This window comes from Staphylococcus shinii, assembly GCF_017583065.1.
Lineage (GTDB): Bacteria > Bacillota > Bacilli > Staphylococcales > Staphylococcaceae > Staphylococcus > Staphylococcus shinii.
Genome location: NZ_JAGEVL010000007.1, coordinates 228014 through 253692 on the forward strand (window position 1 = coordinate 228014; position 25679 = coordinate 253692).

General features: G+C 32.4%; 22 protein-coding genes. 15 read left to right on the forward strand and 7 right to left on the reverse strand.

Features of this window, described 5'->3' with window-relative positions:
• Positions 1 to 139: 139 nt before the first annotated feature.
• From J5E45_RS10765 to J5E45_RS10775, 3 genes are all read left to right on the forward strand, one after another.
• Complete coding sequence (locus J5E45_RS10765; RefSeq protein WP_069792720.1) at positions 140 to 1489, forward strand: hemolysin family protein; 1350 nt, start codon at positions 140 to 142, stop codon at positions 1487 to 1489.
• Between the two features lie 329 nt (positions 1490 to 1818).
• Entirely contained in the window at positions 1819 to 2658 is an 840-nt protein-coding gene (locus J5E45_RS10770; RefSeq protein WP_101050399.1) for an aldo/keto reductase, read from the forward strand.
• Positions 2659 to 3028: 370 nt separating this feature from the next.
• A complete protein-coding gene (locus tag J5E45_RS10775; protein ID WP_039068794.1) occupies positions 3029 to 4090 on the forward strand; it encodes a glycosyltransferase family 2 protein in 1062 nt (353 codons plus the stop codon).
• 170 nt (positions 4091 to 4260) lie between these two features.
• On the opposite strand, the gene J5E45_RS10780 is transcribed toward J5E45_RS10775, so the two are convergent.
• From J5E45_RS10780 to queC, 5 genes are all read right to left on the reverse strand, one after another.
• Positions 4261 to 4515 carry a GlsB/YeaQ/YmgE family stress response membrane protein gene (locus J5E45_RS10780; RefSeq protein ID WP_039068793.1) on the reverse strand — a complete coding sequence of 85 codons (255 nt, stop codon included), beginning with the start codon at positions 4513 to 4515 and terminating at the stop codon, positions 4261 to 4263.
• 63 nt (positions 4516 to 4578) lie between these two features.
• Positions 4579 to 5172: a hypothetical protein gene (locus J5E45_RS10785; RefSeq protein ID WP_039068792.1), complete on the reverse strand. Its 594-nt coding sequence runs from the start codon at positions 5170 to 5172 to the stop codon at positions 4579 to 4581.
• 236 nt (positions 5173 to 5408) lie between these two features.
• On the reverse strand, positions 5409 to 6125 hold the full coding sequence (gene queE / locus J5E45_RS10790) for a 7-carboxy-7-deazaguanine synthase QueE (RefSeq protein WP_069792717.1): 717 nt from the start codon (positions 6123 to 6125) through the stop codon (positions 5409 to 5411).
• Positions 6118 to 6546: a 6-carboxytetrahydropterin synthase QueD gene (gene queD / locus J5E45_RS10795; protein WP_039068790.1), complete on the reverse strand. Its 429-nt coding sequence runs from the start codon at positions 6544 to 6546 to the stop codon at positions 6118 to 6120. The genes queE and queD overlap by 8 nt, the downstream gene beginning before the upstream one ends.
• 2 nt (positions 6547 to 6548) lie before the next feature.
• Positions 6549 to 7220 (reverse strand): 7-cyano-7-deazaguanine synthase QueC, encoded by a 672-nt coding sequence (gene queC, locus J5E45_RS10800; RefSeq protein ID WP_039068789.1) that lies wholly within the window; start codon positions 7218 to 7220, stop codon positions 6549 to 6551.
• Between the two features lie 255 nt (positions 7221 to 7475).
• On the opposite strand from queC, the gene J5E45_RS10805 reads away from it, so the two are divergent.
• The 6 genes from J5E45_RS10805 to ltaS all read left to right on the forward strand — a co-directional run bounded on the left by J5E45_RS10805 (position 7476) and on the right by ltaS (position 14499).
• A complete protein-coding gene (locus J5E45_RS10805) occupies positions 7476 to 8069 on the forward strand; it encodes an anthranilate synthase component II (protein WP_208182183.1) in 594 nt (197 codons plus the stop codon).
• Positions 8053 to 9195 (forward strand): aminodeoxychorismate synthase component I, encoded by a 1143-nt coding sequence (gene pabB / locus J5E45_RS10810; RefSeq protein ID WP_069792715.1) that lies wholly within the window; start codon positions 8053 to 8055, stop codon positions 9193 to 9195. The genes J5E45_RS10805 and pabB overlap by 17 nt, the downstream gene beginning before the upstream one ends.
• Entirely contained in the window at positions 9195 to 9803 is a 609-nt protein-coding gene (locus tag J5E45_RS10815) for an aminotransferase class IV (protein ID WP_208182184.1), read from the forward strand. Before pabB ends, J5E45_RS10815 begins: the two co-directional genes overlap by 1 nt.
• A gap of 339 nt (positions 9804 to 10142) precedes the next feature.
• Positions 10143 to 10850 (forward strand): 5-oxoprolinase subunit B family protein, encoded by a 708-nt coding sequence (locus J5E45_RS10820; protein WP_039068783.1) that lies wholly within the window; start codon positions 10143 to 10145, stop codon positions 10848 to 10850.
• Positions 10838 to 11842 (forward strand): 5-oxoprolinase subunit C family protein, encoded by a 1005-nt coding sequence (locus tag J5E45_RS10825; RefSeq protein WP_039068781.1) that lies wholly within the window; start codon positions 10838 to 10840, stop codon positions 11840 to 11842. Before J5E45_RS10820 ends, J5E45_RS10825 begins: the two co-directional genes overlap by 13 nt.
• A gap of 716 nt (positions 11843 to 12558) precedes the next feature.
• Positions 12559 to 14499, forward strand: coding sequence for a polyglycerol-phosphate lipoteichoic acid synthase LtaS (gene ltaS, locus J5E45_RS10830; RefSeq protein WP_208182190.1), 1941 nt, complete (start codon positions 12559 to 12561; stop codon positions 14497 to 14499).
• 258 nt (positions 14500 to 14757) lie between these two features.
• On the opposite strand, the gene J5E45_RS10835 is transcribed toward ltaS, so the two are convergent.
• Complete coding sequence (locus J5E45_RS10835; RefSeq protein ID WP_039068777.1) at positions 14758 to 15576, reverse strand: ZIP family metal transporter; 819 nt, start codon at positions 15574 to 15576, stop codon at positions 14758 to 14760.
• A 112-nt stretch (positions 15577 to 15688) separates the two neighbouring features.
• On the opposite strand from J5E45_RS10835, the gene J5E45_RS10840 reads away from it, so the two are divergent.
• The 6 genes from J5E45_RS10840 (at position 15689) to J5E45_RS10865 (ending at position 24339) form a co-directional block, all read left to right on the forward strand.
• The gene (locus J5E45_RS10840; RefSeq protein WP_039068775.1) at positions 15689 to 17569 is read left to right on the forward strand and encodes an ABC-F family ATP-binding cassette domain-containing protein; all 1881 of its coding nucleotides are present in this window, start codon (positions 15689 to 15691) and stop codon (positions 17567 to 17569) included.
• 13 nt (positions 17570 to 17582) lie between these two features.
• Positions 17583 to 19361, forward strand: a complete 1779-nt coding sequence (gene recQ, locus J5E45_RS10845) for a DNA helicase RecQ (RefSeq protein WP_039068774.1) — start codon at positions 17583 to 17585, stop codon at positions 19359 to 19361.
• Positions 19362 to 19818: 457 nt separating this feature from the next.
• Positions 19819 to 20781 carry an ABC transporter ATP-binding protein gene (locus J5E45_RS10850; protein WP_039068772.1) on the forward strand — a complete coding sequence of 321 codons (963 nt, stop codon included), beginning with the start codon at positions 19819 to 19821 and terminating at the stop codon, positions 20779 to 20781.
• A complete protein-coding gene (locus J5E45_RS10855; RefSeq protein ID WP_208182191.1) occupies positions 20778 to 22295 on the forward strand; it encodes an ABC transporter permease/substrate-binding protein in 1518 nt (505 codons plus the stop codon). Before J5E45_RS10850 ends, J5E45_RS10855 begins: the two co-directional genes overlap by 4 nt.
• A 188-nt stretch (positions 22296 to 22483) precedes the next feature.
• The gene (hisC, locus tag J5E45_RS10860; RefSeq protein ID WP_208182192.1) at positions 22484 to 23539 is read left to right on the forward strand and encodes a histidinol-phosphate transaminase; all 1056 of its coding nucleotides are present in this window, start codon (positions 22484 to 22486) and stop codon (positions 23537 to 23539) included.
• A gap of 251 nt (positions 23540 to 23790) precedes the next feature.
• Complete coding sequence (locus J5E45_RS10865) at positions 23791 to 24339, forward strand: 5' nucleotidase, NT5C type (RefSeq protein WP_039068769.1); 549 nt, start codon at positions 23791 to 23793, stop codon at positions 24337 to 24339.
• Positions 24340 to 24529: 190 nt separating this feature from the next.
• Here J5E45_RS10865 and J5E45_RS10870 read toward each other — a convergent pair whose 3' ends face one another.
• Positions 24530 to 25480 carry a diacylglycerol/lipid kinase family protein gene (locus J5E45_RS10870; RefSeq protein WP_080750306.1) on the reverse strand — a complete coding sequence of 317 codons (951 nt, stop codon included), beginning with the start codon at positions 25478 to 25480 and terminating at the stop codon, positions 24530 to 24532.
• Between the last annotated feature and the right edge of the window lie 199 nt (positions 25481 to 25679).

The window sequence follows — 25679 nt, forward strand, 5'->3', positions numbered from 1 at the left end:
ATGCGTATTTTTAGGGAGGTGTCACAATGGGAAGGATGTAGTACGTCAAAAAGCAATCATTAACAATAAAAATACTTATGTTCGGTCACCTATTGTGACACGATATTTTGGAGGTGAATCCCTAGAAATAGGGAATTAATTGGAAACTGTGACCATAATGAATTTAGTAATATTTTTTCTTTTAATAGCATTAACAACGGTATTCGTAGGCTCGGAATTCGCTTTGGTGAAAGTCCGCAGTTCTAGGATTGATCAACTTGCGTCAGAAGGTAATGGTAGTGCACGTGTAGTTAAAAAAATGATTAAAAACCTAGATTATTATTTATCAGCGTGTCAGCTCGGTATCACTGTAACTTCTTTAGGTTTAGGTTGGTTAGGTGAACCGACTTTTAATAAACTATTACACCCACTATTCGAAGCGATTAGCTTGCCTGATCCGTTAACGACAACAATATCATTTATTGTTTCATTTATTATTGTGACTTATTTACACGTAGTACTTGGTGAATTAGCACCTAAAACGTTAGCAATACAGCATACTGAAAAATTAGCATTGTTCTATTCACGACCATTATTCTATTTTGGTGTTATTATGAAACCATTAATTTGGTTAATGAACGGTTCAGCGAGAATGATTATCCGTATGTTTGGCGTTGATCCTGATGCTAATAATGACGCAATGTCAGAAGAAGAAATAAAAATAATAATCAACAACAGTTATAATGGCGGTGAAATTAACCAGACCGAATTAGCTTACATGCAAAATATCTTTTCATTTGATGAAAGACAAGCTAAAGATATTATGGTGCCGCGTACGCAAATGATAACGATGAATGAACCATTTAACGTGGATGAATTGTTAGACACAATTAAAAAACACCAATTTACCCGTTATCCTATTACAGCTGATGGGGATAAAGACCATGTAAAAGGGTTTATTAATGTGAAAGAGTTTTTAACTGAATACGCTTCAGGAAAACAAATGAAAGTAAGTAATTATGTACATGACTTACCTATGATTTCAGAAACAACACGTATTAGTGATGCACTAGTTCGTATGCAAAGAGAACATGTCCATATTTCCCTTATTATAGACGAATACGGCGGTACAGCTGGCATCTTAACAATGGAAGATATCTTAGAAGAAATTGTTGGCGAAATTCGTGATGAATTTGATGATGATGAAGTTAACGATATTGTGAAAGTAACAGACAGTAGATATCAAATCAATGGTCGTGTATTATTAAACGACCTACAAGATCAACTAGATATCGAATTTGAAGATTCAGAGGACATTGATACCATTGGTGGTTGGTTACAAGCACACAATACGAATTTACAACAGAATGATTATGTTGATACTGAATATGATAGATGGGTTATTTCTGAAATTGATAACCACCAAATCATTACTGTTATTTTAGAGTTAGAATATCATAAAAATAGACCAACATTAGAAGAAGAAGCCGAGGAAGAAGAAAATAATTAAAAAGCGATGATTAATGTGAAAGTGTAACATTAATTAGGAAATAGGAGAGAAATCAATTTTTGATAAAATGATTTCTCTCCTGTTTTTTTATGACCTATATGACTAAAAAAGTGGATTCATTGAATTTACTATAGTTAATTTTGAAGTATGCATATCATTAGATTCTTTTTATTATCGGAACTATATTTATGGGTAAGCAATATAGTTATATAGATAACATACTGTGGTCTATTAAAGGAAAAAGTGTGAGATAGTATATTTTTATGTCTAAGCGTATTAAAATAAAGATATTACTTATACAAACAAAGTAATCAGAAAGGGGATTAATAATGATAGAAGATATATATTATTTAAATAATGGTTACCCAATGCCTAAAGTAGGATTAGGTGTATATAAAATCGCAGAAGAAGAGATGGAACAAGCAGTAACAGCAGCGTTAGATGCTGGATATCGTGCATTTGATACAGCTTATTTCTATAAAAATGAAATTGCATTAGGTAATGCATTGAAAAAATCAGACGTACCTAGAGAAGATCTATTTATTACATCTAAATTATGGAATGACTACCAAGGGTATAATCAAACGATTGAATTCTTTACCAAATCAATTGAAAACCTTGGTACTGATTACTTAGATCTATTCTTAATACATTGGCCATGTGAAGCAGATGGCTTATTTATCGAGAGTTATAAAGCTATGGAAAAGTTATACGAGGAAGGGCGAATCCGTGCCATTGGCGTATGTAACTTTAACCAACATCACTTAGAAAAGCTTATGGAAGCAACTGAAGTTGTACCTGCAGTGAATCAGATAGAAGTGCACCCTAATTTCAATCAACAAGCATTACAGGAATATTGTGATAGCCATGATATTGCAGTTACTGCTTGGATGCCGTTAATGAGAAATAGAGGATTGCTTGAATACGATGTCATTACAAAATTAGCTGAACGTTATAATAAAACACCAGCTCAAATTGTACTACGTTGGCATCTAGCACATAATAGACTAGTGATTCCAAAGTCTAAAACGCCTGAACGTATTAAAGAAAATTATGATATCTTTGATTTTAATTTAGAACTTACTGATATTGCTGAAATTGATAGCTTAAATAAAGATGAGCGACAAGGCAATGATCCTGATAAGGTTCGTATAGGGACATTAAAATAATTTTGAACGAGACTATGTATTTAATTGATTTCTGAATATATAGTCTTTTCTTTATTGTGTTGATAGTTTTCATTTTCAAATAATGGAAATAATTGATAGACTTAAAGTAACAATTTATAACTTTTATAAGTTTATATTTCGGTCAATATTAGCATTTTGATTAAAAATTCAATGGATGAATGATTTTTGATTTTTTTAAAATTATCTTGAAATTAATTCGTTTTTAAAAATCTTCGCTTAAAAGTTAAGTTTTAATATTTAGTATTAAGGCTATATAAAGATTATGTAAATCTAAATGATTTATATAGCATAATGATGGTGAGAATTGATAAAGTGAAAATTGAAGTAATTGAAATGAAGGTGTTTATATATGCAAATAAGAGTTATAGTACCTTGTTATAATGAAGGTGAAGTAATAGTAAAAACGTATGAACGATTGACTGAAATATTATCGAAAGATAGTCAGAATCATCATTATGACTATGATTTATTATTTGTAGATGACGGAAGTAAAGATAAGACCATTAATTATATTCAAGAGATGGCCACGAAAGACAATCATGTTAAATTTATATCCTTTAGCCGTAATTTTGGTAAAGAATCAGCAATGATTGCTGGTTATCAACATAGTGAAAATTGCGATGGCGTTATTATGATTGATGCAGACTTGCAACATCCCCCTGAATTAATACCTCAAATGATAGAAGGTTATATGGACGGTTATGATCAAGTGGTAGCCAAAAGAGATAGAACGGGTGAAAATCAGTCCAGGAAAATGATGACGAAAATTTATTATAAATTGATAAATCATTTTGTAGAAGATATTAAATTAGAAGATGGCGTTGGAGATTTTAGATTGTTAAGCCAACGTGCAGTACAATCTTTAACCCAATTAGATGAATATAATAGATTTTCTAAAGGCTTGTACGAATGGATAGGTTATAATACCAAAGTCTTTACCTATGAAAATGTTGAGCGTGAGGATGGAGAATCTAAATGGTCATTTAGTAAATTATTAAATTATGGTATTGATGGTTTGATTTCATTCAATAATAAACCTTTACGTGCAATGATCTATCTGGGGCTAATTGTATTCTTTATTAGTTTGCTATATATCGGTTATATTTCAGTAGGTATTATGATAAGAGGCGTTGAAACACCAGGCTATTTCTCTACAATTGCAGCTATATTACTCCTTGGTGGCATCCAACTCATTTCAATAGGAATTGTCGGCGAGTATATCGGTCGTATTTATTACGAAGTGAAGCAACGTCCTAAATATATTGTGCAGGCTTCTAATTTCAAATGTGCTTATGAAACAAATAACCACAATATTACTCAAGATATTAACGATGACGTTGGCAGTAATGAGCGTAGAAAGTATTCGGAAACACAAGATAAAAAGAAAAAAGAACTAATTAAAAATAGATAAATTTTAATTAGTCCTTGATTAAAATACTATGAATTTATAAAAGGCAAAAGCGTCCGAGACAATCGTTATGTCTCGGACGCTTTTGCCTTGGCAGTCACAAAATCTCGAGTAAATTTCTGTGATTCACCCCATATTAATTTTAGTAAATCATTACGTTTTATTATGGTTGATTATTTTTTACGTAATTTACCGAAAATGAATGAAACGACTGCAACTAAAATGATTGTACCGATTAATGCTGGGAAGATTGCGATGCCACCTAAGTGCCAACCCCAGTCACCAAAGATCCATGAACCTAATGCTGCACCTACGATACCAGCAATAATATTACCTATAATCCCACCTGGGATATCTTTACCAACGATGCCACCAGCTATCCAGCCGATTAAGCCACCGACAATTAACATAAGAATAAAGCCAAACATAATTTAACCTCCTTTAAGAAATCATTTAACTGTTTATTTATACCACAAAATATAATATGTTAATCATTTATGTGAAAAAAATATATTCTGCCATAATAAGAAAAATATAAATAGCAAATGAACTATAATAAAGGCATACCAGTAAGGTGTTAATAGCATCATTATCGTAAAAGCACCAATCATACATATTTGACCTATTAAAATTGGGTGCTTGATACGTTGTAATAGCTTAAGTTGCTCTTTTTCATTTGGCTGAAAAGTACTATAGAAAAGTAAGATTGCGCCAATTAGGAAAATAGCAGGGGCTAAGTATGGGATAGACATATAATACGAGTCATGGCTAGTGCTATATGTAAGGATTAATGATGTACTCATGATAATTGTTAAAATAACTGCAATGAATTTTTGATCTGTAATTTTAAAAGCAGTTATCTTACGATTTAAATAAAGTTGTAATAAAGTCCAAATAAATAATTGTGTAATTGTATAAAAGGCGATGTAATCATATTCACCGACTAAAAATAAATTAATAATACCGTTGAGTGTTATTGCAATCAGTATAGAGCTAAACTTTAGTTGTTTGAAATTCTGACGATATAAATCAATGCCGAGCACAATTAATACCGTAGCTATATTTATAATTATATTAATTAGCATGATGCTCTCCTAACCTAGATACTTCACTGCAACATTATATCAATTAAGTGAAAGTTATTCATTTAATTACATAATTTCTTCAAAGCATCATCATTCAAATGTGATTAAAAATGATGTTAAATGCATAATAAAAATAATTTTACAGTGATGACCAACTATATATTTTTGCATCACTAAAAAGCGATTCGTTATATAGACAAAGAGCATTATACAACGGATCGCATAGATTACACAATTTAAACACCTTTTTTGTTACTCCATAGCAACGTGTGTAATTGAGGTAGAACATATACATTGTTCATATCGCTACTGACCATTACGCGGTCTACTAGCGTTTCATATAACGTTAATAACTTTTTAGTGTGTGATTCTACGTATTCACCATCTAAATAAGGATTACCTACTTGTAAGTAAAAAGGAATAGTAGGGTATCTGTGATGAATCATTTTTGCAAATTCATAGTCTTCATCATCAAAAATAACAACTTTTAGATTTAGTGATTCTGGCACGCATTGCTCGATGACTTCATCTAATATAGGCAAATTTGGTTTCATTTTTGAACTTGGTGGTTTTGGACTGATTGTTAAATCGTCAATTTGAGTCATCCATGGTTGAAACTTACTTCCTTGTGTTTCTAAAGCACTTTGTATGTGTTTTTCATCAAATAAATCAACTAATTGTTGAATTCCTTTAATTAGGGCAGGATTACCACCAGAAATTGTCACGTGATTAAAAGAGTCGCCAGCAATTTCGTATAAAGCCTCATAAATTTCTTCAGCAGTCATCATACGAATATCTTCTTTAGCGCTACCGTCCCAAGTAAAGCTTGAATCGCACCAACTACAACGGTAATCACAGCCGGCAGTTCGTACAAACATGGTCTTGCGGCCTATGACACGACCTTCACCTTGAATGGTTGGACCGAAAATTTCTAGTACAGGTATTTTACTCATGATTACGTTGCTCCTTTGGTCTATATACGACATAGCTTGTCGGCGTTTCTCTTACGTAGACTTGTACACATTTAGGTTGATTACTGCGTTGATCTAAAGATGTTTGAACCATTTCATATATAGTTTGAGCAACAATTTCAGTAGATGGACTTTTTCCTTCAAATTGTGGTAAATCATTGAGTAAGTAGTGATCAAATTGTCCGTGGACTAATTGTTTTAGTTCACTAAAATTCACTAAAAAACCATTATGGTCTAGTTTATCGCCGACAATCGTTAGATTTACAAAATAAGTGTGGCCATGTGTGCGCATGCATTTGCCTGCGTCTTCATTTGGTATATAATGCGCTGCAGAAAAATTAAAGTCTTTATTTAGTTCAAAAGTATAGGGATGTTGCACGCTAGGATAATTTTGTTGGAACATAATTAATTCACTCCTTTTTCAGCTAAATACGTATTTAAACCATTTGCTCTCAATTCGCAAGCAGGACATTCTCCACAGCCTTCACCAACAATGCCGTTATAACAAGTGAGCGTGTTGTAGCGAATATAATCTAGCGCTCCAAGTTCGTCACTTAAAGCCCATGTTGCTTTTTTATCTAACCACATTAAAGGTGTATGAATTACAAAATCTTTATCCATTGATAGTGATAACGTTACATTCATTGATTTGATAAAACTATCTCTACAATCTGGATACCCAGAAAAATCCGTTTCACATACACCGGTAATGATATTTTTAGTATTAGTCTGATATGCTAAGGCACCAGCAAAAGATAAGAAAAGTAAATTTCTTGCAGGAACAAACGTATTAGGAATGCCATCATCTCCTACTTCGATATCCATATCATGTTGTGTTAGGGCGTTAGGTGTTAGTTGTGAAAGTAAAGACATGTCTAAGATATGGTGTTTTACATGTTGTTCTTGCGCTATGCGTTTTGCTACTTCAATTTCTGTATCATGTCTTTGGCCGTATGCGAATGTAACTAGTTCTACATTTTCAAAATGTTTTTTAGCCCAAAATAGACAAGTCGTACTATCTTGACCGCCACTAAATACTACGATGGCCTTATTATTGTCTAAAGATTGTTGCGTCATATTGCTTGCACTCCTTCATATTGTCAAACTAGCTGTTTTAACTCATGCTATGACGGCATAAAAAAACGTCCATCTCTATAAAAAAGACAGACGAAATTCATGTGTCTAGTTTTTTATAGAGGGTATCAGCTAGGAACCTCTTTGTATTCATTTATAACGTGATTTAGAATAATATATTTAAACTGTAAAATCAAGTTAATATTTGTGATAATAAGTATAACAGAATAATGAAGATATTTAAAAAGAGGCGACAAAATGATACTGATTATAGATAATAAAGATTCGTTCACTTATAACATTGTAGATTATATTAAGCAAAGTTATAGAGGACAAGTTGAGGTAGTTGATGTAGAAATGATGACAAATGAACGTATTCATTCACTTCAGCCACATGCAATTGTAATTTCACCAGGGCCAGGTTCTCCTGAAGACTATCCGATATTAAATCAAGTAATTCAAACATTTTCAACAAAAGGACCTATATTAGGCGTTTGTTTAGGGTTTCAACAAATTGTGACTTATTTTGGTGGAAATATAGTAAAAAGTGATAAACCTATTCATGGTCATACAACACGCATAAAACATAATGGCATAGGTATCTTTGATGGTTTACCAGAATCATTCGATGTGATGCGTTATCACTCTTTAAAAGCGGATCAATCATCCTTTCCCACAACGTTAACTGTGACAGCGACCAACCATGAAGGTATTATAATGGCTTTGGAACATAAAGTATTACCTATTTATGGAGTGCAATATCACCCAGAATCCATATTAAGTGAATATGGTCTTAAACAGATTCAAATATTTATAGATATAGTGGAGGCATATTATGCAAATACACTTTAATTATCGTTACATAACTGATGAAAAAACACATGAGACATATCGTTATTTATTTACAGAATGTATTGCTAAGAAAATTGCATACACTATAGAAGAAGTTGGTGAAGTCGTGTGCTTTGCAGAGAAGTACCAAAACGATGGCTATTGTGCAGCCTTGTACTTACCTTATGAAGCGGCAACGTACTTTAATAAAGAGATGGCAACAGTGTCTACTGAAGAAGGCTATGTATACGCGGCAGCATACATTTTTGAAAATATATCAGAAGCGAAGACGAACATTGATGACACGATATATCAACAACAATGTAGCTTCCAATTCCAATTAAATAGAGCCGAACTTATCAAACATATTCGGACGATACAATCAGCTATTGTAGAGGGAAATACATATCAAGTAAATTATACAACAAGATTAGTAGATTCAATTCATCATTCTATAGCGACATTATACTATCATCTATTAAATGATAATCATGGCTTTTATTCAGCGCTTATTGAAACAGATGAGTTACAGGTTGCTTCATTATCACCAGAATTATTCTTCCAACGAGGGCCATTTAAAGCAGATGAAGATATATTGTTAAGTAAACCCATGAAAGGTACGATGCCAAGAGGTAGTGATGAAACAGAAGATAGGAACAATCTAAACACGTTAAGTCACTCAAGCAAAGATAGAGCAGAAAATGTGATGATTGTAGATTTACTACGTAATGACATGAGTCGTATTGCAGAAACTGGCACGGTTAACGTTTATAAACCGTTTCATATTGAACCATATCAAACAGTATTTCAAATGACTTCAATGATCACTGCCAAGTTACATAAAAACACAAACTTAAATCAAATACTAAGTGCATTGTTTCCTTGTGGTTCGATTACAGGCGCCCCAAAACTTAATACGATGAACTATATAAAAGCACTAGAACAAACGCCGCGAAATATTTATTGTGGTGCAATTGGCTTATTGCTTCCAAATGGCAAATCAATCTTTAATGTGCCGATTCGAACAATACAATACTTAAATAATCAAGCGATTTATGGTGTCGGTGCAGGTATTACGATTGATTCTATACCTGAGCAGGAAGTTCAAGAATTTATAGACAAGACAAAGATATTGGAGAGGTTATAATGCAACTTTTTGAAACAATGAGGTTAGAATCAGGCTTGTTTCCTAGGCTTTCTTATCATAAAAATAGAATGAAAAACGCTTCAGAAAAATTAGGGTTTTTGTTTGATGAGTCGGCTTGGTCAGAGCTTATAGACTCAATTAGTGAGCAATATGCAACGGGTATTTATCGACTGAAAATTTTATTGAATAAAGATGGCACAATGGAATACGTTGCAGCGTCTTTACCAGAAAAGTCAACATTTACAGCAAAACTGTTACCTTTAACGTCTGATGTGAATAAACAAGTCGTAATTCACAAGACGACACAAAGAGCACATTTAGAACATAATCATCAAACAGATATCGTTCTATTATACAATGAAAAAGGTAAAGTATTAGAATTTGATATAGGTAATGTAATGATAAAAGAAAATGGCCATTACTATACACCCCTTTATAATGAAGACTTTTTGCGTGGTTGTATGCGTCAAGAACTATTAGATAAAGGTGAGTTGCTGGAAAAAGATTTTGAGGTACATGAATTAAAAGATAAAATTAGTAATAATAAAGTACAGATTTTTCTAATAAATAGCTTACGAGAGGTTGCCGAGGTAGAAATTTATCTATAGAATATAGAAAGTATAAACATGGGTTATTGATAGCATATACATGATTTAAGATACCCAAATTTTATGAACAGAATAGTAATCTAAAACTTATAAACAGTGAGTGAGGCAAAATGATGATATTGGTTTGGACATTAACAATTATTATAATTTCTGTGCTTACCAAATGGGGCGTAAATCAATTGTTGAAAAGGCAAAGTGTTTATTTAACACGCTTTGTCATTACAATATCTTGCGTATTTCAATTTATATTTGTCTATTTCCTAGTAAAAGAACTCGTACATTATTTGATACAAGCATTTGATGTATTTTATCGTTAGTAACAATTTATGAGGTGAAACTATGAAGATATATAGTCAAGGAGACCAAGCAATAGTGGTTTCTATAGAAAAAGAAGTCTCTAAAGATTTGACTGAAGATCTGTTAGCTTTAAAAAAATATTTAGCAGACAAACAATATCCTTTTATAACAGAAATTGTACCTACAGAATCAGACATGATGATTTGTTATGATGCAAGGGACATGATTAAGCATCATCATATTCAATCACCATTTTTATATATGAAAGCATTAATGCAAACTGTACAAATGGAAATTAAGCATGAGGAAGAAACGGTTGAACCTGTTGAAATTCCAGTGATTTATGGTGGGGAATATGGCCCTGATTTAGCTTCTTTACTAACTTATTACAAAATGAACTTTGAAAAATTTGTGAAATTACATACAGCACAAACCTATTTTGTGTCAATGATGGGCTATACGCCGGGATTCCCTTATTTAACGGGCATGGATAAGCGTTTGTTTGTAAATCATACGGGTGGAAAAAAGACCTTTATTCCTGCTGGCTCTGTAATTATTGAAGGTAAAAAGACAGGTATCACTACAACAGATACATATGGTGATTGGCTTGTTATAGGGTATACACCGGTGCGATTATTTAATCCAGAATTAGAAGATTTCACAAAATTAAAACTAGGAGATAATGTTAAATTTTGTGCGATTCAAGAGGAAGCACTGGATTTAGGAGGATTTCAACCATGTCAATCATAATAGAAGGCGAAGGGTTATTTTCAAGTTTTCAAGACTTTGGTCGTAAAGGGTATGAACATGATGGTGTTATACCTGGTGGTGCCTTAGACCCTTTATCGCATGAAATTGCAAACAGACTTGTAGCTAATGATAAGCATGAAGCTACTTTAGAAATGACTAACAGAATGGCGAGTTTTCGTTTTACTGAACCGACTCTTATTGCTTTGAGTGGTGGAAATTTCAAAGCTAAAACTGAACATATGAAAGTCTTACCCAACAAATTGTATTTAATGGAAAAAGGTGATGTGCTCGTTTTTACAGAAACAAATCGTACATCTAGAGTTTACTTGGCAGTAGGTGGAGGATTCGAGTTAGATGAATGGTTAGGATCAACTTCAACGGATTTCAAGTCGAAAATAGGTGGTTTCCATGGCCGCAAAATACAAAAAGGTGACGAAGTTAACATGAAACGAGACTACACTGAACGTCACCATAAATTATTTGAAAATCTAAAAGAAACACATCAAACAGATTGGGGAATTGATGGTTACGCCCTATCTTTCAATTATATGTCTGATGTTTTTCATGTAATAAAAAATAAAGGTACAGAAGATTTTAAATCAAAAGTATTAACTCATTTTACTTCTGGAGAATATAAAGTGACAAGTAGAGCGAATAGAGTTGGTATGTATTTAGAAGGAGAACCTGTAAAAGCATTTTATGAAGACATGCCGGAACATCAATCGGTACAAATTGGTACGATACAAGTTAAACGAGATGGCACACCAATTATTTTATTAAATGATCATTATACTTTAGGAAGTTACCCACAAATTGGTACGATTGCAAGTTACCATTTAACAAAATTAGGACAAAAGCATCAAGGGACTAAATTGAAATTTCAATTTATAGATGTGGAAAGTGCCGAGAAGAATTTAATCAAATATACAAATTGGTTGAATCAATTATTTCACGGCATTGAGTATAGAATGCAATTAGAGATGTTAAAATAAGCTGCGAATATTAATTGTTGTAATAAATATTTAAAAGCAGTAACGCCAAAGTTAAGCCTAGATTTTGGGTTACTGCTTTTTTCTATCTTTATTTCCTCAAATCATTTAGTTGGCTATAAATAGGTACAAACATGTGAAAGTTAGAGATTATATTAGTTGAATTGCTAATACGACCATAGTCCGATTAATATGCTATTCAATAAAGGTATAATTAAAAAGCATATAAATACTTAATAGTCAGTTAACAACTGTTTAATAAGGCGTTAATAAAGCTTTTGTTGGATGCCAAATTACATAAAAAAGTGTCTTTTTACTTGATATTTAACTACGATTGCTTTATATTTATTAATTGAACTATGTGCGTTTTATTACGAACATATTACAAAATGATAAAAATTGTAAAGATAATTTGGACTTATGAATATTATTAATATGGATTGGCATGACAATAGTCAAATATCAATAATTCATAATATAGATATCAATTAAAAACTTAAAAAATGAAACATATGAATGCTTGTAACAGTGTACTTTAAGTTAATGATTAAAGATGACACTAAAGCATGATTCTAAAACAATTACCCAAGCCAATAACGACTTTCGTTTATTAGAGATACTAACATCGCTAATAAATGTTTAAGATAGTAATTTTGCCACTTTTTATAAGGTTAGGTAAGCGTTCTAGCCTATAATAATTTATATCGGGGGATAAGAACATGAGTATACACAAAAAGAAATTAACTCTTTTTGGGTTTTTTATTTTAACGGTGCTAACAGTCACCTTAAAAACATATTTTTCATATTATGTTGATTTTTCTTTAGGTGTTAAAGGATTAGTTCAAAACTTAATCTTATTAATGAATCCATACAGTTTAATTGCATTAGTATTGAGTATTTTCTTGTTTTTCAAGGGTAAGAAAGCCTTCTGGTTCATCTTTATTGGTGGCTTTTTATTAACTTTCTTATTATATGCAAACGTTGTATACTTTAGATTCTTTTCTGACTTTTTAACATTCAGTACATTAAATCAAGTTGGAAATGTTGAATCAATGGGTGGTGCTGTAACAGCTTCATTCAAATGGTATGACTTTGTTTACTTCATCGATACTATTGTGTACCTGTTTGTTTTAATATTTAAACAAAAATGGTTTGATAAACGTGTATTCAGTAAAAAGTTTGTACCAGTAGTAATGGCTGCATCAGTCGCACTATTCTTTTTAAACTTGGCATTTGCTGAGTCAGATCGTCCAGAATTACTAACACGTACATTTGACCATAAATATTTAGTTAAATATTTAGGACCGTATAACTTCACTGTATATGACGGTGTTAAAACAGTTCAAAACAATCAACAAAAAGCATTGGCTAATGAAGACGATTTAACTAAGGTATTAAATTATACGAAACAAAAACGAACTGAACCGAACAAAGAATATTTCGGCGCAGCTAAAAAGAAAAATGTTATTAAAATTCATTTGGAAAGTTTCCAAACTTTCTTGATAAATAAAAAAGTAAATGGTGAAGAAGTTACACCATTCTTAAATAAACTCTCCTCTGGTAATGAAGGATACAGATATTATCCAAACTTCTATCACCAGACTGGACAAGGTAAAACATCAGATTCAGAGTTTACTATGGATAACAGTTTGTTTGGTCTACCACAAGGGTCAGCTTATTCATTGAAAGGTGATAATACTTACCAATCATTACCTGCAATACTAGATCAACAGCAAGGTTATACATCTAATGTTATGCATGGTGACTACAAAACATTCTGGAACCGTGACCAAGTGTACAAGCATTTTGGTGTAGATAAATTTTACGATGCAACATATTTCGATATGTCTGAAGAAAATCTTGAAAACTTAGGTCTTAAAGATAAAGAATTCTTTAAAGAGTCAGCAGATTATTTAGCAAAAGAAAAAGAACCATTTTATAGTCACTTAATTACATTAACTAACCATTATCCATTTACTGTGAAACCAGAAGATGCATCAATAGACAAACCAAACACAGGGGATTCAACCGTGGATGGTTATGTACAAACTGCAAGATATCTTGATGAATCATTAGAAGAGTTTATAAATGAACTGAAGAAAAAAGGGATATATGATGATTCAGTAATAATGATGTACGGTGACCATTATGGTATTTCTGAAAACCATAATAAAGCAATGGAAAAATTATTAGGTGAAGAAATTACACCAGCTAAATTCAACGACTTAAACCGTACTGGTTTCTGGTTGAAGATTCCTGGTAAAGAAGGTACAGTAGATAAAACTTATGCAGGACAAGCCGATGTAATGCCAACATTATTACATTTAATGGGTATTGATACGAAGAACTACTTAATGATGGGTACAGATTTATTATCGAAAGATCACGATGATACAGTGCCATTTAGAAATGGTGACTTCGTAACGAAAGATTATAAATATGTTAATGGTAGAATTTATGATAATAAGAATAATGAACCAATAACAGAAAAACCTAAAGACTTTGATAAGCGTAAACAACAATCTGAGAAAGATTTACAAATGAGTGACGATGTCCTCAACGGTGATCTTTTAAGATTCTACGATAATCCTGATTTCGAAAAAGTTAATCCTTCAGATTATGAGTATAAACCAGGTCCAAAAGGACAAGAGAAAAAATAAATAAAAGTACCGACGATTCTAATATAGAGTCGTCGGTCTTTTTTAATTTATAGAGATTTAGTGGTACGACTTGTTTTAATGTAATTATAAAGTAAGTGAAACTAATTATGGAGCGTATGTTGCTTATTATGACTGTATGATAAATGTCATTAAAAAAACAGCCTAAGACAGTATTGCTTGTCTTTGACTGTTAAAATCGTGTAACTTTTTTTAATGTCTAATTTTAAAATATAACAACATCAATCATTTGGTTTGCCCTTATCCAAGCGCAACATCTAAAATCATCATAATAGTGAAACCTAACATGAGACTCATTGTTGCAAGGTCAGTATTATTACTAGCTTGTGAATCAGGAATCAGTTCTTCAACCACTACAAATATCATTGCTCCTGCAGCAAATGCTAAGGCATAAGGTAACATAGGGGTAACAATCAATACAGCAGCTGCACCAATTGTTGCAAATATAGGTTCGACAATAGCGGACGCTTGCCCATAGTTAAATGCTTTCCATCTAGAAGCACCAGCCGCTCTTATTGGCATGGATAAAGCTGCGCCTTCAGGAATATTTTGAATACCAATTCCTATAGCTAAGCCAAGAGCCCCTAAAAATGTAGCTTGCCCATTGCCAGCCACAATGCCGCCAAATGCGACACCTATAGATAAACCTTCTGGGATATTGTGTAGTGTAATAGCTAAAACGAGTAACGTATTCTTATTGAGTTTTTTTGTACCTACACCTTCTTGGTATTGGTTTGTATCTTGGGTGTTTGGGTGTATGTGAGGAATAACTAAATCTAGTGCACGAATAAATACTCCGCCCAATAGAAAACCGATAGCAGCTGGCAACCATGGTAATGATGTACCTTCACCATAATTAATAGCTGGTTGTAAGAGTGACCAAAAGCTAGCTGCAATCATTATACCGGCAGCGAAACCTTGCATTGAATTTAAAATCTTATCGTTGACTCTCTTGAAAATAAAAACAGCTGCAGCTCCTAATGCAGTAAGTAGCCATGTAATAATACCAGCTATTAGTGCTTGGATATAAGGAGGCAAGTTTTGGAAAAATTCCGACATAAGCATTGCTCCTTTGTATCATTTGAGTTCAAAAAGGTGTATAATATGTAGAACTGAAATTAAGTTTAACAGAAATAATTATAATTTTCGATATTAAAAAGGATGTTGGGCAATGGAAGCGTATAAAATTGAACATTTACATAAATCATATGCCGATAAAACCATTTTTGATAATTTGCAGTTGTCAATTTCTGAAGGTGAAAAAATAGGACTTGTAGGTATAAATGGTACGGGCAAAAGTACTTTATTGAAAGTGATTGCAGGATTGGATGAAGACTTTGAAGCAGAAGTATCACATCCAAATGCTTATCGTATCCGATATTCATCTCAAAAACATGATTTTGATCAAAATATGTCGGTGTTTGAAGCGGTATTAACTTCAGAAACTGAAACGATTAAGGTTATTAGAACGTATGAAAATGCTTTGGCTCGATATACAATGACCCAAAGCGATGAAGATTTTCAAAAAATGATGCAAGCTCAAGAAGCTATGGATAATTACCAAGCATGGGACTATAGTGCTGAAATTAAAACAATTCTTTCTAAATTAGGTATTTATGATATAAACAAAGAAGTAAGTGAACTTTCAGGAGGCCAACAGAAACGTGTTGGTTTAGCTAAAACACTTATTGAACAACCTGATTTATTACTATTAGACGAGCCAACCAACCATTTAGATTTTGAATCAATTAATTGGCTGATTAACTATGTGAAACAATATCCACATACAGTATTATTTATTACTCATGATCGTTATTTCCTAAACGAAGTATCTTCTCGCATTATTGAATTAGATAGAGGTAAATTGACTACCTATGTAGGAAATTACGAAGATTATATAGCACAACGCGCAGAAAATGAAATTATAGAACAAAAACAACAAGCGAAACAGCAATCCTTATATAAGAAGGAACTTGAGTGGATGCGTGCTGGAGTTAAAGCACGTACGACTAAACAACAAGCCCGTAAAAATAGATTTAATGAACTAGAACAAGATGTAAAAAATCAACATCAACAAGAGAAAGCGTCTTTAAATCTTGCGTATTCAAGATTAGGAAAACAAGTATTCGAATTAGACGGCTTAACGAAACGTATTAACCAAAAAACTTTATTTGAAGATATAACTCAAATTATCCAAAGTGGGCAACAAATTGGTATTGTTGGACCTAATGGCGCAGGTAAAACAACGTTACTTAATATCCTAAATGGCGAAGATAAAGATTTTGAAGGTGAACTTAAAATTGGGCAAACAGTAAAAGTCGCTTACTTTAAACAGACTGAAGAACGTCTGAATCGTGATATAAGAATGATAGATTACTTGAGAGAAGAAAGTGAAGTTGCTAAAGAAAAAGATGGTACATCGGTGTCTATCACGCAATTACTCGAAAGGTTTTTATTCCCAAGCGCAACACATGGTAAAAAGATTTATAAATTATCTGGTGGAGAGCAAAAAAGATTATATCTTTTAAGGTTATTGGTACACCAACCGAATGTACTTCTTCTAGATGAGCCAACAAATGATTTAGATACAGAAACACTTACAATTCTTGAAGATTATATTGAAACATTCGGTGGCGCTGTTATCACAGTTAGTCATGATAGATACTTTTTAAATAAAGTAGCACAAGAGTATTGGTATATTCATGATGGTCAAATGGAACGTATCATAGGTACATTTGAAGACTATGAAGCTTATAAAAAGGAACAGAATCAGTTAAAAGAGCAAAATAGTCAGCAGCCTAAAGTTAAACAACAACCGGAAAAGAAAAAAAGAAAAGGTTTATCTTTTAAAGAAAAACAAGAGTATGAAATGATTATCGAACGTATTGATACAACTGAAGAAAGATTAGAAGCTATAGAAAAGGAAATGATTGAGGCAACTTCTGATTATGCCAAGATTAAAGAACTAAGCGAAGAACAACGAAGATTAAATGAGTTGTATGAAGAAGATATTGCAAGATGGAGCGAGCTTGAAGAACAAAAAGAACAATGAGGGATTTTATAACATGGAGTCAACTTTATCGCATTATTTTGGCTATGACACATACCGTCCTGGTCAAAAAGAAATCATATCAAGAGTATTAGATCATAAAAATGTGCTCGGCGTTTTACCTACCGGTGGGGGAAAATCAATTTGTTATCAAGTACCAGGATTAATGTTGGGTGGCACAACAATTGTGATCAGCCCGTTAATTTCATTGATGAAAGATCAAGTTGATCAATTAAAAGCGATGGGTATTCGTGCGGCATATTTAAATAGCAGTTTAACGCAAAAACAACAAAAAGAAATTGAAACACAACTAAGAAATGGTGAAATTCAATTCTTATATGTTGCGCCAGAACGTTTTGATAATGCTTATTTTATTAGCTTATTACAGCAACTATCAATACATTTAGTTGCTTTTGATGAGGCTCACTGTATTTCTAAATGGGGCCATGATTTTAGACCAAGTTATCAAGATGTAATCCATAAAGTATTTGCATTACCTCAAGACTTTACGATTGTTGCACTAACTGCAACTGCGACAATTGAAGTACAAAAAGATATAATGGAACGTTTGAATATAGGGAAAAACGACGAGGTAAAAACGAGTACAAAAAGGCGTAATCTCGTTTTTCAAGTTAATCCTACGTATCAACGCCAAAAATTTGTTATGGAATATGTAAAAGAACATAAAAATGCAGCAGGCATTATCTACTGTTCTACACGTAAACAAGTTGAAGAATTGCATGAAGCTTTACAGAGTAATGATATTAACAGCACGATTTATCATGCTGGACTGACAAATAAAGAGCGTGAAGCAGCGCAAAATGATTTTGTGTATGATCGTGTACGCGTTGTTGTTGCAACTAACGCTTTTGGTATGGGTATAGATAAATCTAATGTGAGATTCGTTATACATTATAATATGCCTGGCGATTTAGAATCATATTATCAAGAAGCAGGACGTGCAGGTCGTGATGGCTTAAACAGTGATTGTATCTTATTATTTAGTGAACGAGATATTGGATTACATCAATATTTTATTTCATCGTCAAAAGCAGATGACGACTATAAAGATAAGATGGGAGAAAAATTAACTAAAATGATTCTCTATACTAAAACAAAGAAATGTTTAGAGGCTACTTTAGTTCATTATTTTGAACCGAATGAAAAACTTGAAGAATGTGAACAATGTAGTAATTGTGTCATCGAAAATAAAACATATAATATGACAGATGAAGCGAAGATGATTGTAAGTTGTATTGCACGTATGAAACAAAAAGAGAGCTATAGTGTTATTATACAGGTGTTAAGAGGCGAAGACTCTGATTATATTCGATATTGTGATTATAACGAATTATCAACACATGGAATTATGAAAAATTACACAACTTCAGAACTTAGTCATCTAATAGATGAATTAAGGTTTAAAGGATTTTTAAACGAACATGATGAAATTTTAACGTGTGATCAATCTGTTAAGGATTTGCTCGGAGGCCAAGTTGAAATATTTACAACGCCATTCAAACGTAAAACAAGAGAAAAAGTAAATATCAATACGGTAGAAGGTGTGGATCGCGCATTATTCGATGAATTAATCGGAGTTCGAAAACAATTAAGTGAAAGCTTGAGTATTCCACCAGTTAGTATTTTCTCAGATTTTACTCTAGAAGAATTTGCTAAAAGAAAACCGGAAACAAAACAAGAAATGATTTTAATTGAAGGTGTAGGTAGTTATAAATTAAAACATTATTGTCCGATGTTTTTGGAGAAAATTCAATCATATAAATCTAAAATTTAACAGAATAAAATAGCTAATCTGTACAAAAGATTGTAACAAAATAAGTCACTTTTATGTTGTTAAGATGAGCACGCGAGCGCTTAAACTAAAAATGTGATTTGCAAATCTATTTTTTTAAATGAGCTTTCTTGAAAAGTTAAAGGTGACGACATCTTATAATAGAAAATAGGTATTGTCCCTTTACTCACTAGCATAAGTAAATAACTTATAAACTAAAGCGATTGAGCGAAGTTAATTTGACAATAATTAATATACTATGTAAATTCATGAGCCATAGATATAATTTTATTTCGAATTAACTTCGCTATTTTTTTAATGATTAGAACGGTGACTTGCAAATTAAATACTATGAATAAATTAATTGAATTATACATAAAACCAATACAAATAGGGAATATGTCATTTGATTGAAAAATTATTTTTTGTTAAATGAATATATGATAATGAAGGTGACAAAGTGATAGAATTTAAAAATGTAGTTAAACGCTATGGTGATAAAATAGCTGTTGATGATATTAGTTTTAATATTGGTGAAGGGGAGTTTTTTGTTTTAATCGGTCCGTCAGGGTGTGGCAAGACGACTACGTTAAAAATGATAAATCGATTGATTTCTCTTTCAGAAGGTTATATTTATTTTAAAGATAAACCAATAAGTGATTACCAAATATATGAAATGCGTTGGGACATTGGGTATGTCTTACAACAAATCGCGTTATTCCCACATATGACTATTAAAGAGAATATCGCACAAGTACCGCAAATGAAAAAATGGCAAGACGGGGACATAGATCAACGTATTGATGAATTAATGGATATGGTAGGACTAGAACCTGAAATATATAAAGATCGTAAACCAGATGAACTTTCTGGTGGGCAACAACAACGTGTAGGTGTTATTCGTGCATTGGCAGCTGATCCGCCAGTTATTTTAATGGATGAACCATATAGCGCTTTGGATCCTATTAGTCGTGAAAAATTACAAGATGATTTAATTGAGCTACAACAAAAAATCAAAAAAACGATTATATTTGTAACTCATGATATTCAAGAAGCTATGAAGATGGGCGACCGTATATGTTTGTTAAATGAGGGTAGGATAGAACAAATAGATACACCAGAGGGTTTCGTTACAAATCCTAAAAACGATTTTGTTAAACAATTTATGGGTGATAAATTGAAACGTTCAATTAATGAGTTAAAACTTTCCGAATTAATAGATCAATTGCCTATTCAAGAAGGAGAAATGAAAGAAGATTACCCAATTGTTGATAGTAATTTATATGTTAAAGACGTGTATACAGCTTTGATTGACAGTGAGGCCGTTATTATTAATAATCCAGCTACTTCAACACAGCACGTATTGAAAAGACAAGATATTTTTCAAATTTTGTCAGAGCATAAAGGAGGTCACGATGAATGAATACCTTCATTAATACACTTGTAGAGCGTAGAGGACAATTAATAACAACGATATTTGAACACATACAATTATCTTTTATAGCATTATTGATTGCAGCACTAATTGGTGTGCCTTTGGGTATATTTTTAACAAAAACGCGTAAACTTTCGGAAATTGTTATGAATATCGCGGCGATACTTCAAACAATCCCTTCACTAGCATTATTAGGATTAATGATACCGTTGTTTGGTATAGGTAAAGTTCCAGCCGTTATAGCATTAGTCGTATACGCGCTGTTACCAATATTAAGAAATACATATACTGGTATTAATGAAGTAGATACATCATTAGTTGAAGCGGCTAAAGGTATCGGTATGAAGCCAGGTAGAAGATTGACTAAAGTAGAATTGCCCATTGCTATGCCAGTCATTATGGCAGGCATTCGTACGGCAATGGTATTGATTATTGGTACGGCAACGTTAGCTGCACTCATTGGTGCTGGTGGCTTAGGTGATTTAATCTTATTAGGTATTGATAGAAATGATTCATCTCTTATTTTAATAGGTGCCATTCCAGCAGCGTTATTAGCTATTTTATTTGATTTAGTGTTACGTTTTATGCAAAAGCTTTCTTATAAAAAACTTTTGGTGTCACTCGGTGCGATTGTCATTGTTTTATTATTAGTAATTATTGCACCGTTACTAGCCCAAAAAGGTGACAAGGTTGTCTTAGCTGGAAAATTAGGCTCAGAGCCATCTGTGATTACTAATATGTATAAAATATTAATTGAAGAAGACACGGATAATACGGTAGAAGTTAAAGATGGTATGGGCAAAACTTCGTTTCTTTTTAATGCGCTAAAATCTGATGACATTGATGGTTATTTAGAATTCACTGGCACTGTATTAGGCGAATTAACTAAAGAAGATTTAAAATCTAAGCAAGAAGCAAAAGTATATGACCAAGCGAAAGCTAGTTTAGAAGATAAATACGATATGACTATGCTGAAACCTATGGAATACAATAATACTTATGCCTTAGCAGTTAAAAAGGATTTTGCTGAAAAACATAATATCAAAACAATTGGTGATTTGAATAAGGTGAGTGATGAGATTAAACCAGGCTTTACATTGGAATTCAATGATCGTGGAGATGGATATCCAGCTGTTAAAAAAGCCTACGATCTAGATGTAGGTGATGTAAAAACGATGGAACCTAAATTACGTTATCAAGCAATTGAAAGTGGAGATATTAACCTGATTGATGCTTATTCAACGGATGCTGAATTAAAACAATATGATATGGTTGTTTTAGAAGATGATAAGCATGTGTTCCCACCTTATCAAGGCGCTCCTATGTTTAAAACATCTTATCTGAAAGAACATCCTGAAATTAAAAAACCACTAAACCGTTTATCAGGTAAAATTTCGGACGAAGATATGCAAGCTATGAATTATGATGTAACAGTTAAAAAGAAAGACCCCTATAATGTAGCAAAAAATTATTTAGAGGAACATAATTTAATCGATAAATAAATATTAATAAGATAATATGAGGCTGATATCTTAGTATGAAATATAATACTAAAGTTATCTAGTCTCATATTTTTTATCATTTTAAATAATGGTGTCTGTAATGACACATTGATTTTAGTCTGTTATAAGGTTTATAATAGTTACTAAGTTTTGAAATTTCTGTAAATTCAAGGAGGACCGAAGCAACTATGAAGAAACAAATTGAACAATTATCAGCTTACGAACCAGGACTATCACCTCGAGCATTAAAAGAACAATATGGAATTGAAGGTGAGTTATATAAATTAGCTTCTAATGAGAATTTATATGGTCCAACACCAAAAGTTAATGAGACAATTAAAGCACATTTAGATGAGCTACAATTTTACCCTGAGACGGGTTCTCCATTATTAAAAGAAGCAATAAGCAAATACTTAAACGTAGACGCATCACGTATATTATTCGGTGCTGGTTTAGATGAAGTTATCTTAATGATTTCACGTGCAGTACTGACAGCTGGAGATAAGATTGTGACAAGTGAAATGACATTTGGTCAATATTATCATAATGCAATTGTAGAATCTGCAAAGGTGACTCAAGTACCACTCCAAGAAGGCTATTTTGATTTAGAAGGTATTTTATCGGAAATTGATGAAGATACTAAGTTAGTTTGGTTATGTAATCCAAACAATCCTACAGGAACTTATTTTTCACATGATGAATTACAACGCTTTTTAGAACGTGTACCGAGTGATATTCCGGTTATTATTGATGAAGCATACGTTGAATTTGTAACTGCTGATGATTTCCCAGATACATTAGCATTACAAAAACAATTTGCAAATGCCTTTTTATTACGTACATTTTCAAAAGCATATGGCTTAGCGGGTATGCGTATTGGATATGTTGTAGCCGCTAAAGAAGCTATTGAAAAGTACAACATTATACGTCCACCATTTAATGTTGGCCGTCTATCAGAATACGCTGCCTTAGCTGCATTAGAGGATCAAGCATATTTAACTTCTATACGTGATCGCAACGCTCAAGAGAGAGCGAAATTCTTTGGATTATCTCAAAGTGATGCGTTTTACCCTAGCCAAACGAATTTTATTTACGTGAAAACAAATAAACCACATGATTTGTATGAAGCTTTGTTAAGTGTAGGATGTATTACGAGAGAGTTTCCTAAAGGCGTGCGCATTACAATTGGCTTTCCAGAGCAAAATGAAAAAATGATAGAAGTACTTAAAGACTTTAACTTCTAAAAATAATTCTTAACGAACGTTCAACGATACAAAAATTGGCATTTGATTAATATAAGTAGGCTGTTTATTATATGGCTATCCTATGGGCCTAGTAAATTACTTGAAAGAGGTACTATTAATGTTATGTTCAATTTTGGTTTAGTTGAACGTATTTTGCTATAATTGGATTGATAGTGGGATAGATTTGTACATGTATATTGCATGTTATAAATTAAAGCATATTAAGAAGAAAAAGGGAGTAGAGTAGTACAATGACTAGAAAATCAATAGCGATTGATATGGATGAAGTACTTGCTGACACAGTAGGTGCATTAATTGAAGATGTAAATAAGCGCACAGACTTAGGTATTTCTATAGATATGTTAGATGGTATTAAATTAAGACATGCGATGCCTGAGCATGATGGTTTACTGACTGAAATCTTACGTGAGCCTGGATTTTTTAAAAAATTAGCAGTAATGGCGGATGCACAAGATGTTGTGAAGAAGCTAACTGAATATTATGATGTATTTATCGCGACTGCTGCAATGGATGTACCGACGTCGTTTCATGATAAATATAATTGGTTGAGAGAATATTTCCCATTTTTAGATCCTCAACATTTTGTTTTTTGTGGTCGAAAAGATATTGTTAATGCAGATTATTTAATCGATGACAATCCGCGACAGTTAAGTATCTTCACTGGAACGCCAATTATATATACTGCAACACATAATATCAATGATGATAGATTTGCACGTGTTAATAATTGGAAAGATGTAGAGCAATACTTTTTAGGAGATAGTGAATACAAAATTTAAACGTTTTTAAAGCAGTGAAGCGGACGATTCTTATTGTTTTCTTTGCTGCTTTTATTTATGACTTTTGTTTGAGTTTATTGTGTGCGGTATAAGCATTAAAAAATAAGATTTTATTACTGGCATAAGAGCCAATGATAAAATCTTATTTTTATATATAAATATGTTTTTAGAAGGTAAATTAGTGCTTGGACTAATCATCGTCTGACTGTTGTGTATCTATATCTGATTCTTGCGACGTTAGTATATCAATTGCACTAGGTACGATTTCAATGTTGAGTGGTGTGTTTAAGGCAATTTCACCATCTATATCTACTTTCATTTGTGGGTCAGTTTCAATAGTTATTTCTTTAGCTAAGATGTGTTTAATACCATCTGTCATATTATTCCAATTCATACTGTCACGTTGTTTAAATATATCATTTATTACACTTGAGCTGTGCTCTTCAAAAATAAATATATTTAAATAACCGTCACTAGGTGAGAGGTCCGTTAATGGAATACGGCTTCCTCCTATAAATGGGCCATTTGCTACCACAATCATTGCGGTATTGCCATTAATCTCTTTACCGTCTACGGTTATTTTATAATCAAAGTGTTCTGGATTGAGTAATGTCTTAACGGTAGAACCGACATAGCTCAGTTTCCCAAAAATGTCTTTATTTCCATTTTGAACATTTTCTGCATTTTGTACTATAAGACCTAATCCTGCGAAGTTAAGTGCGTATCGATCATTTATCTTCATTACATCATAAGATTGCAATTCTGAATTGATTAATTGCTGGCTTGCCGCTTTATGGCGTGGATTAAGATTTAATGTTTTTACGAAATCATTAAACGTACCGCCAGGAATAATACCAATAGGGATGTCTAATTCGCTTTGCATTAGTCCATTAATAAGTTCATTTACTGTACCATCTCCACCAAGAATGAAAATAATATCAACATCATCACTATAGCTTTGGTCTTTTATTTTTTTGCAGAAAGTGATGATATCACCTTCATTTTCACTTAGTTGGATAGATAATTGTTTACAAAATGTTGTTAAAGAAGAGGCCACATCCCCTAAACCTCTGTAAATATCTTTTATACCTGAGTGTTCATGATAAAATAACACACCGTGTTTATATTTTGTTTTAGTCAATCTATTCACCATATTTCTTCTGATTTTACGTTCTATTTTATTATGTACCCGATTCTCTTATAAAATAAATACATAACACTTAGGGACTAAATTATAGACCTTAATCATCTAGTAAGCAAATAGCAAGTCATATTCGTAAATATGAGCTAATAGTAAGATGACGTAATGTGTGCCTTTTATGTACATATAATAAGATATT

What these genes read in the sequence shown, in the direction of transcription:
- J5E45_RS10815 (WP_208182184.1), top strand. Translation starts at nt 9,195, where the DNA reads ATGCAACTTTTTGAAACAATGAGGTTAGAATCAGGCTTGTTTCCTAGG.
- J5E45_RS10825 (WP_039068781.1), top strand. Translation starts at nt 10,838, where the DNA reads ATGTCAATCATAATAGAAGGCGAAGGGTTATTTTCAAGTTTTCAAGAC.
- J5E45_RS10805 (WP_208182183.1), top strand. Translation starts at nt 7,476, where the DNA reads ATGATACTGATTATAGATAATAAAGATTCGTTCACTTATAACATTGTA.
- hisC (WP_208182192.1), top strand. Translation starts at nt 22,484, where the DNA reads ATGAAGAAACAAATTGAACAATTATCAGCTTACGAACCAGGACTATCA.
- J5E45_RS10770 (WP_101050399.1), top strand. Translation starts at nt 1,819, where the DNA reads ATGATAGAAGATATATATTATTTAAATAATGGTTACCCAATGCCTAAA.
- J5E45_RS10855 (WP_208182191.1), top strand. Translation starts at nt 20,778, where the DNA reads ATGAATACCTTCATTAATACACTTGTAGAGCGTAGAGGACAATTAATA.
- J5E45_RS10840 (WP_039068775.1), top strand. Translation starts at nt 15,689, where the DNA reads ATGGAAGCGTATAAAATTGAACATTTACATAAATCATATGCCGATAAA.
- ltaS (WP_208182190.1), top strand. Translation starts at nt 12,559, where the DNA reads ATGAGTATACACAAAAAGAAATTAACTCTTTTTGGGTTTTTTATTTTA.
- recQ (WP_039068774.1), top strand. Translation starts at nt 17,583, where the DNA reads ATGGAGTCAACTTTATCGCATTATTTTGGCTATGACACATACCGTCCT.
- J5E45_RS10785 (WP_039068792.1), bottom strand. Translation starts at nt 5,172, where the DNA reads ATGCTAATTAATATAATTATAAATATAGCTACGGTATTAATTGTGCTC.
- J5E45_RS10865 (WP_039068769.1), top strand. Translation starts at nt 23,791, where the DNA reads ATGACTAGAAAATCAATAGCGATTGATATGGATGAAGTACTTGCTGAC.
- J5E45_RS10780 (WP_039068793.1), bottom strand. Translation starts at nt 4,515, where the DNA reads ATGTTTGGCTTTATTCTTATGTTAATTGTCGGTGGCTTAATCGGCTGG.
- J5E45_RS10820 (WP_039068783.1), top strand. Translation starts at nt 10,143, where the DNA reads ATGAAGATATATAGTCAAGGAGACCAAGCAATAGTGGTTTCTATAGAA.
- queD (WP_039068790.1), bottom strand. Translation starts at nt 6,546, where the DNA reads ATGTTCCAACAAAATTATCCTAGCGTGCAACATCCCTATACTTTTGAA.
- J5E45_RS10775 (WP_039068794.1), top strand. Translation starts at nt 3,029, where the DNA reads ATGCAAATAAGAGTTATAGTACCTTGTTATAATGAAGGTGAAGTAATA.
- queC (WP_039068789.1), bottom strand. Translation starts at nt 7,220, where the DNA reads ATGACGCAACAATCTTTAGACAATAATAAGGCCATCGTAGTATTTAGT.
- J5E45_RS10835 (WP_039068777.1), bottom strand. Translation starts at nt 15,576, where the DNA reads ATGTCGGAATTTTTCCAAAACTTGCCTCCTTATATCCAAGCACTAATA.
- pabB (WP_069792715.1), top strand. Translation starts at nt 8,053, where the DNA reads ATGCAAATACACTTTAATTATCGTTACATAACTGATGAAAAAACACAT.
- queE (WP_069792717.1), bottom strand. Translation starts at nt 6,125, where the DNA reads ATGAGTAAAATACCTGTACTAGAAATTTTCGGTCCAACCATTCAAGGT.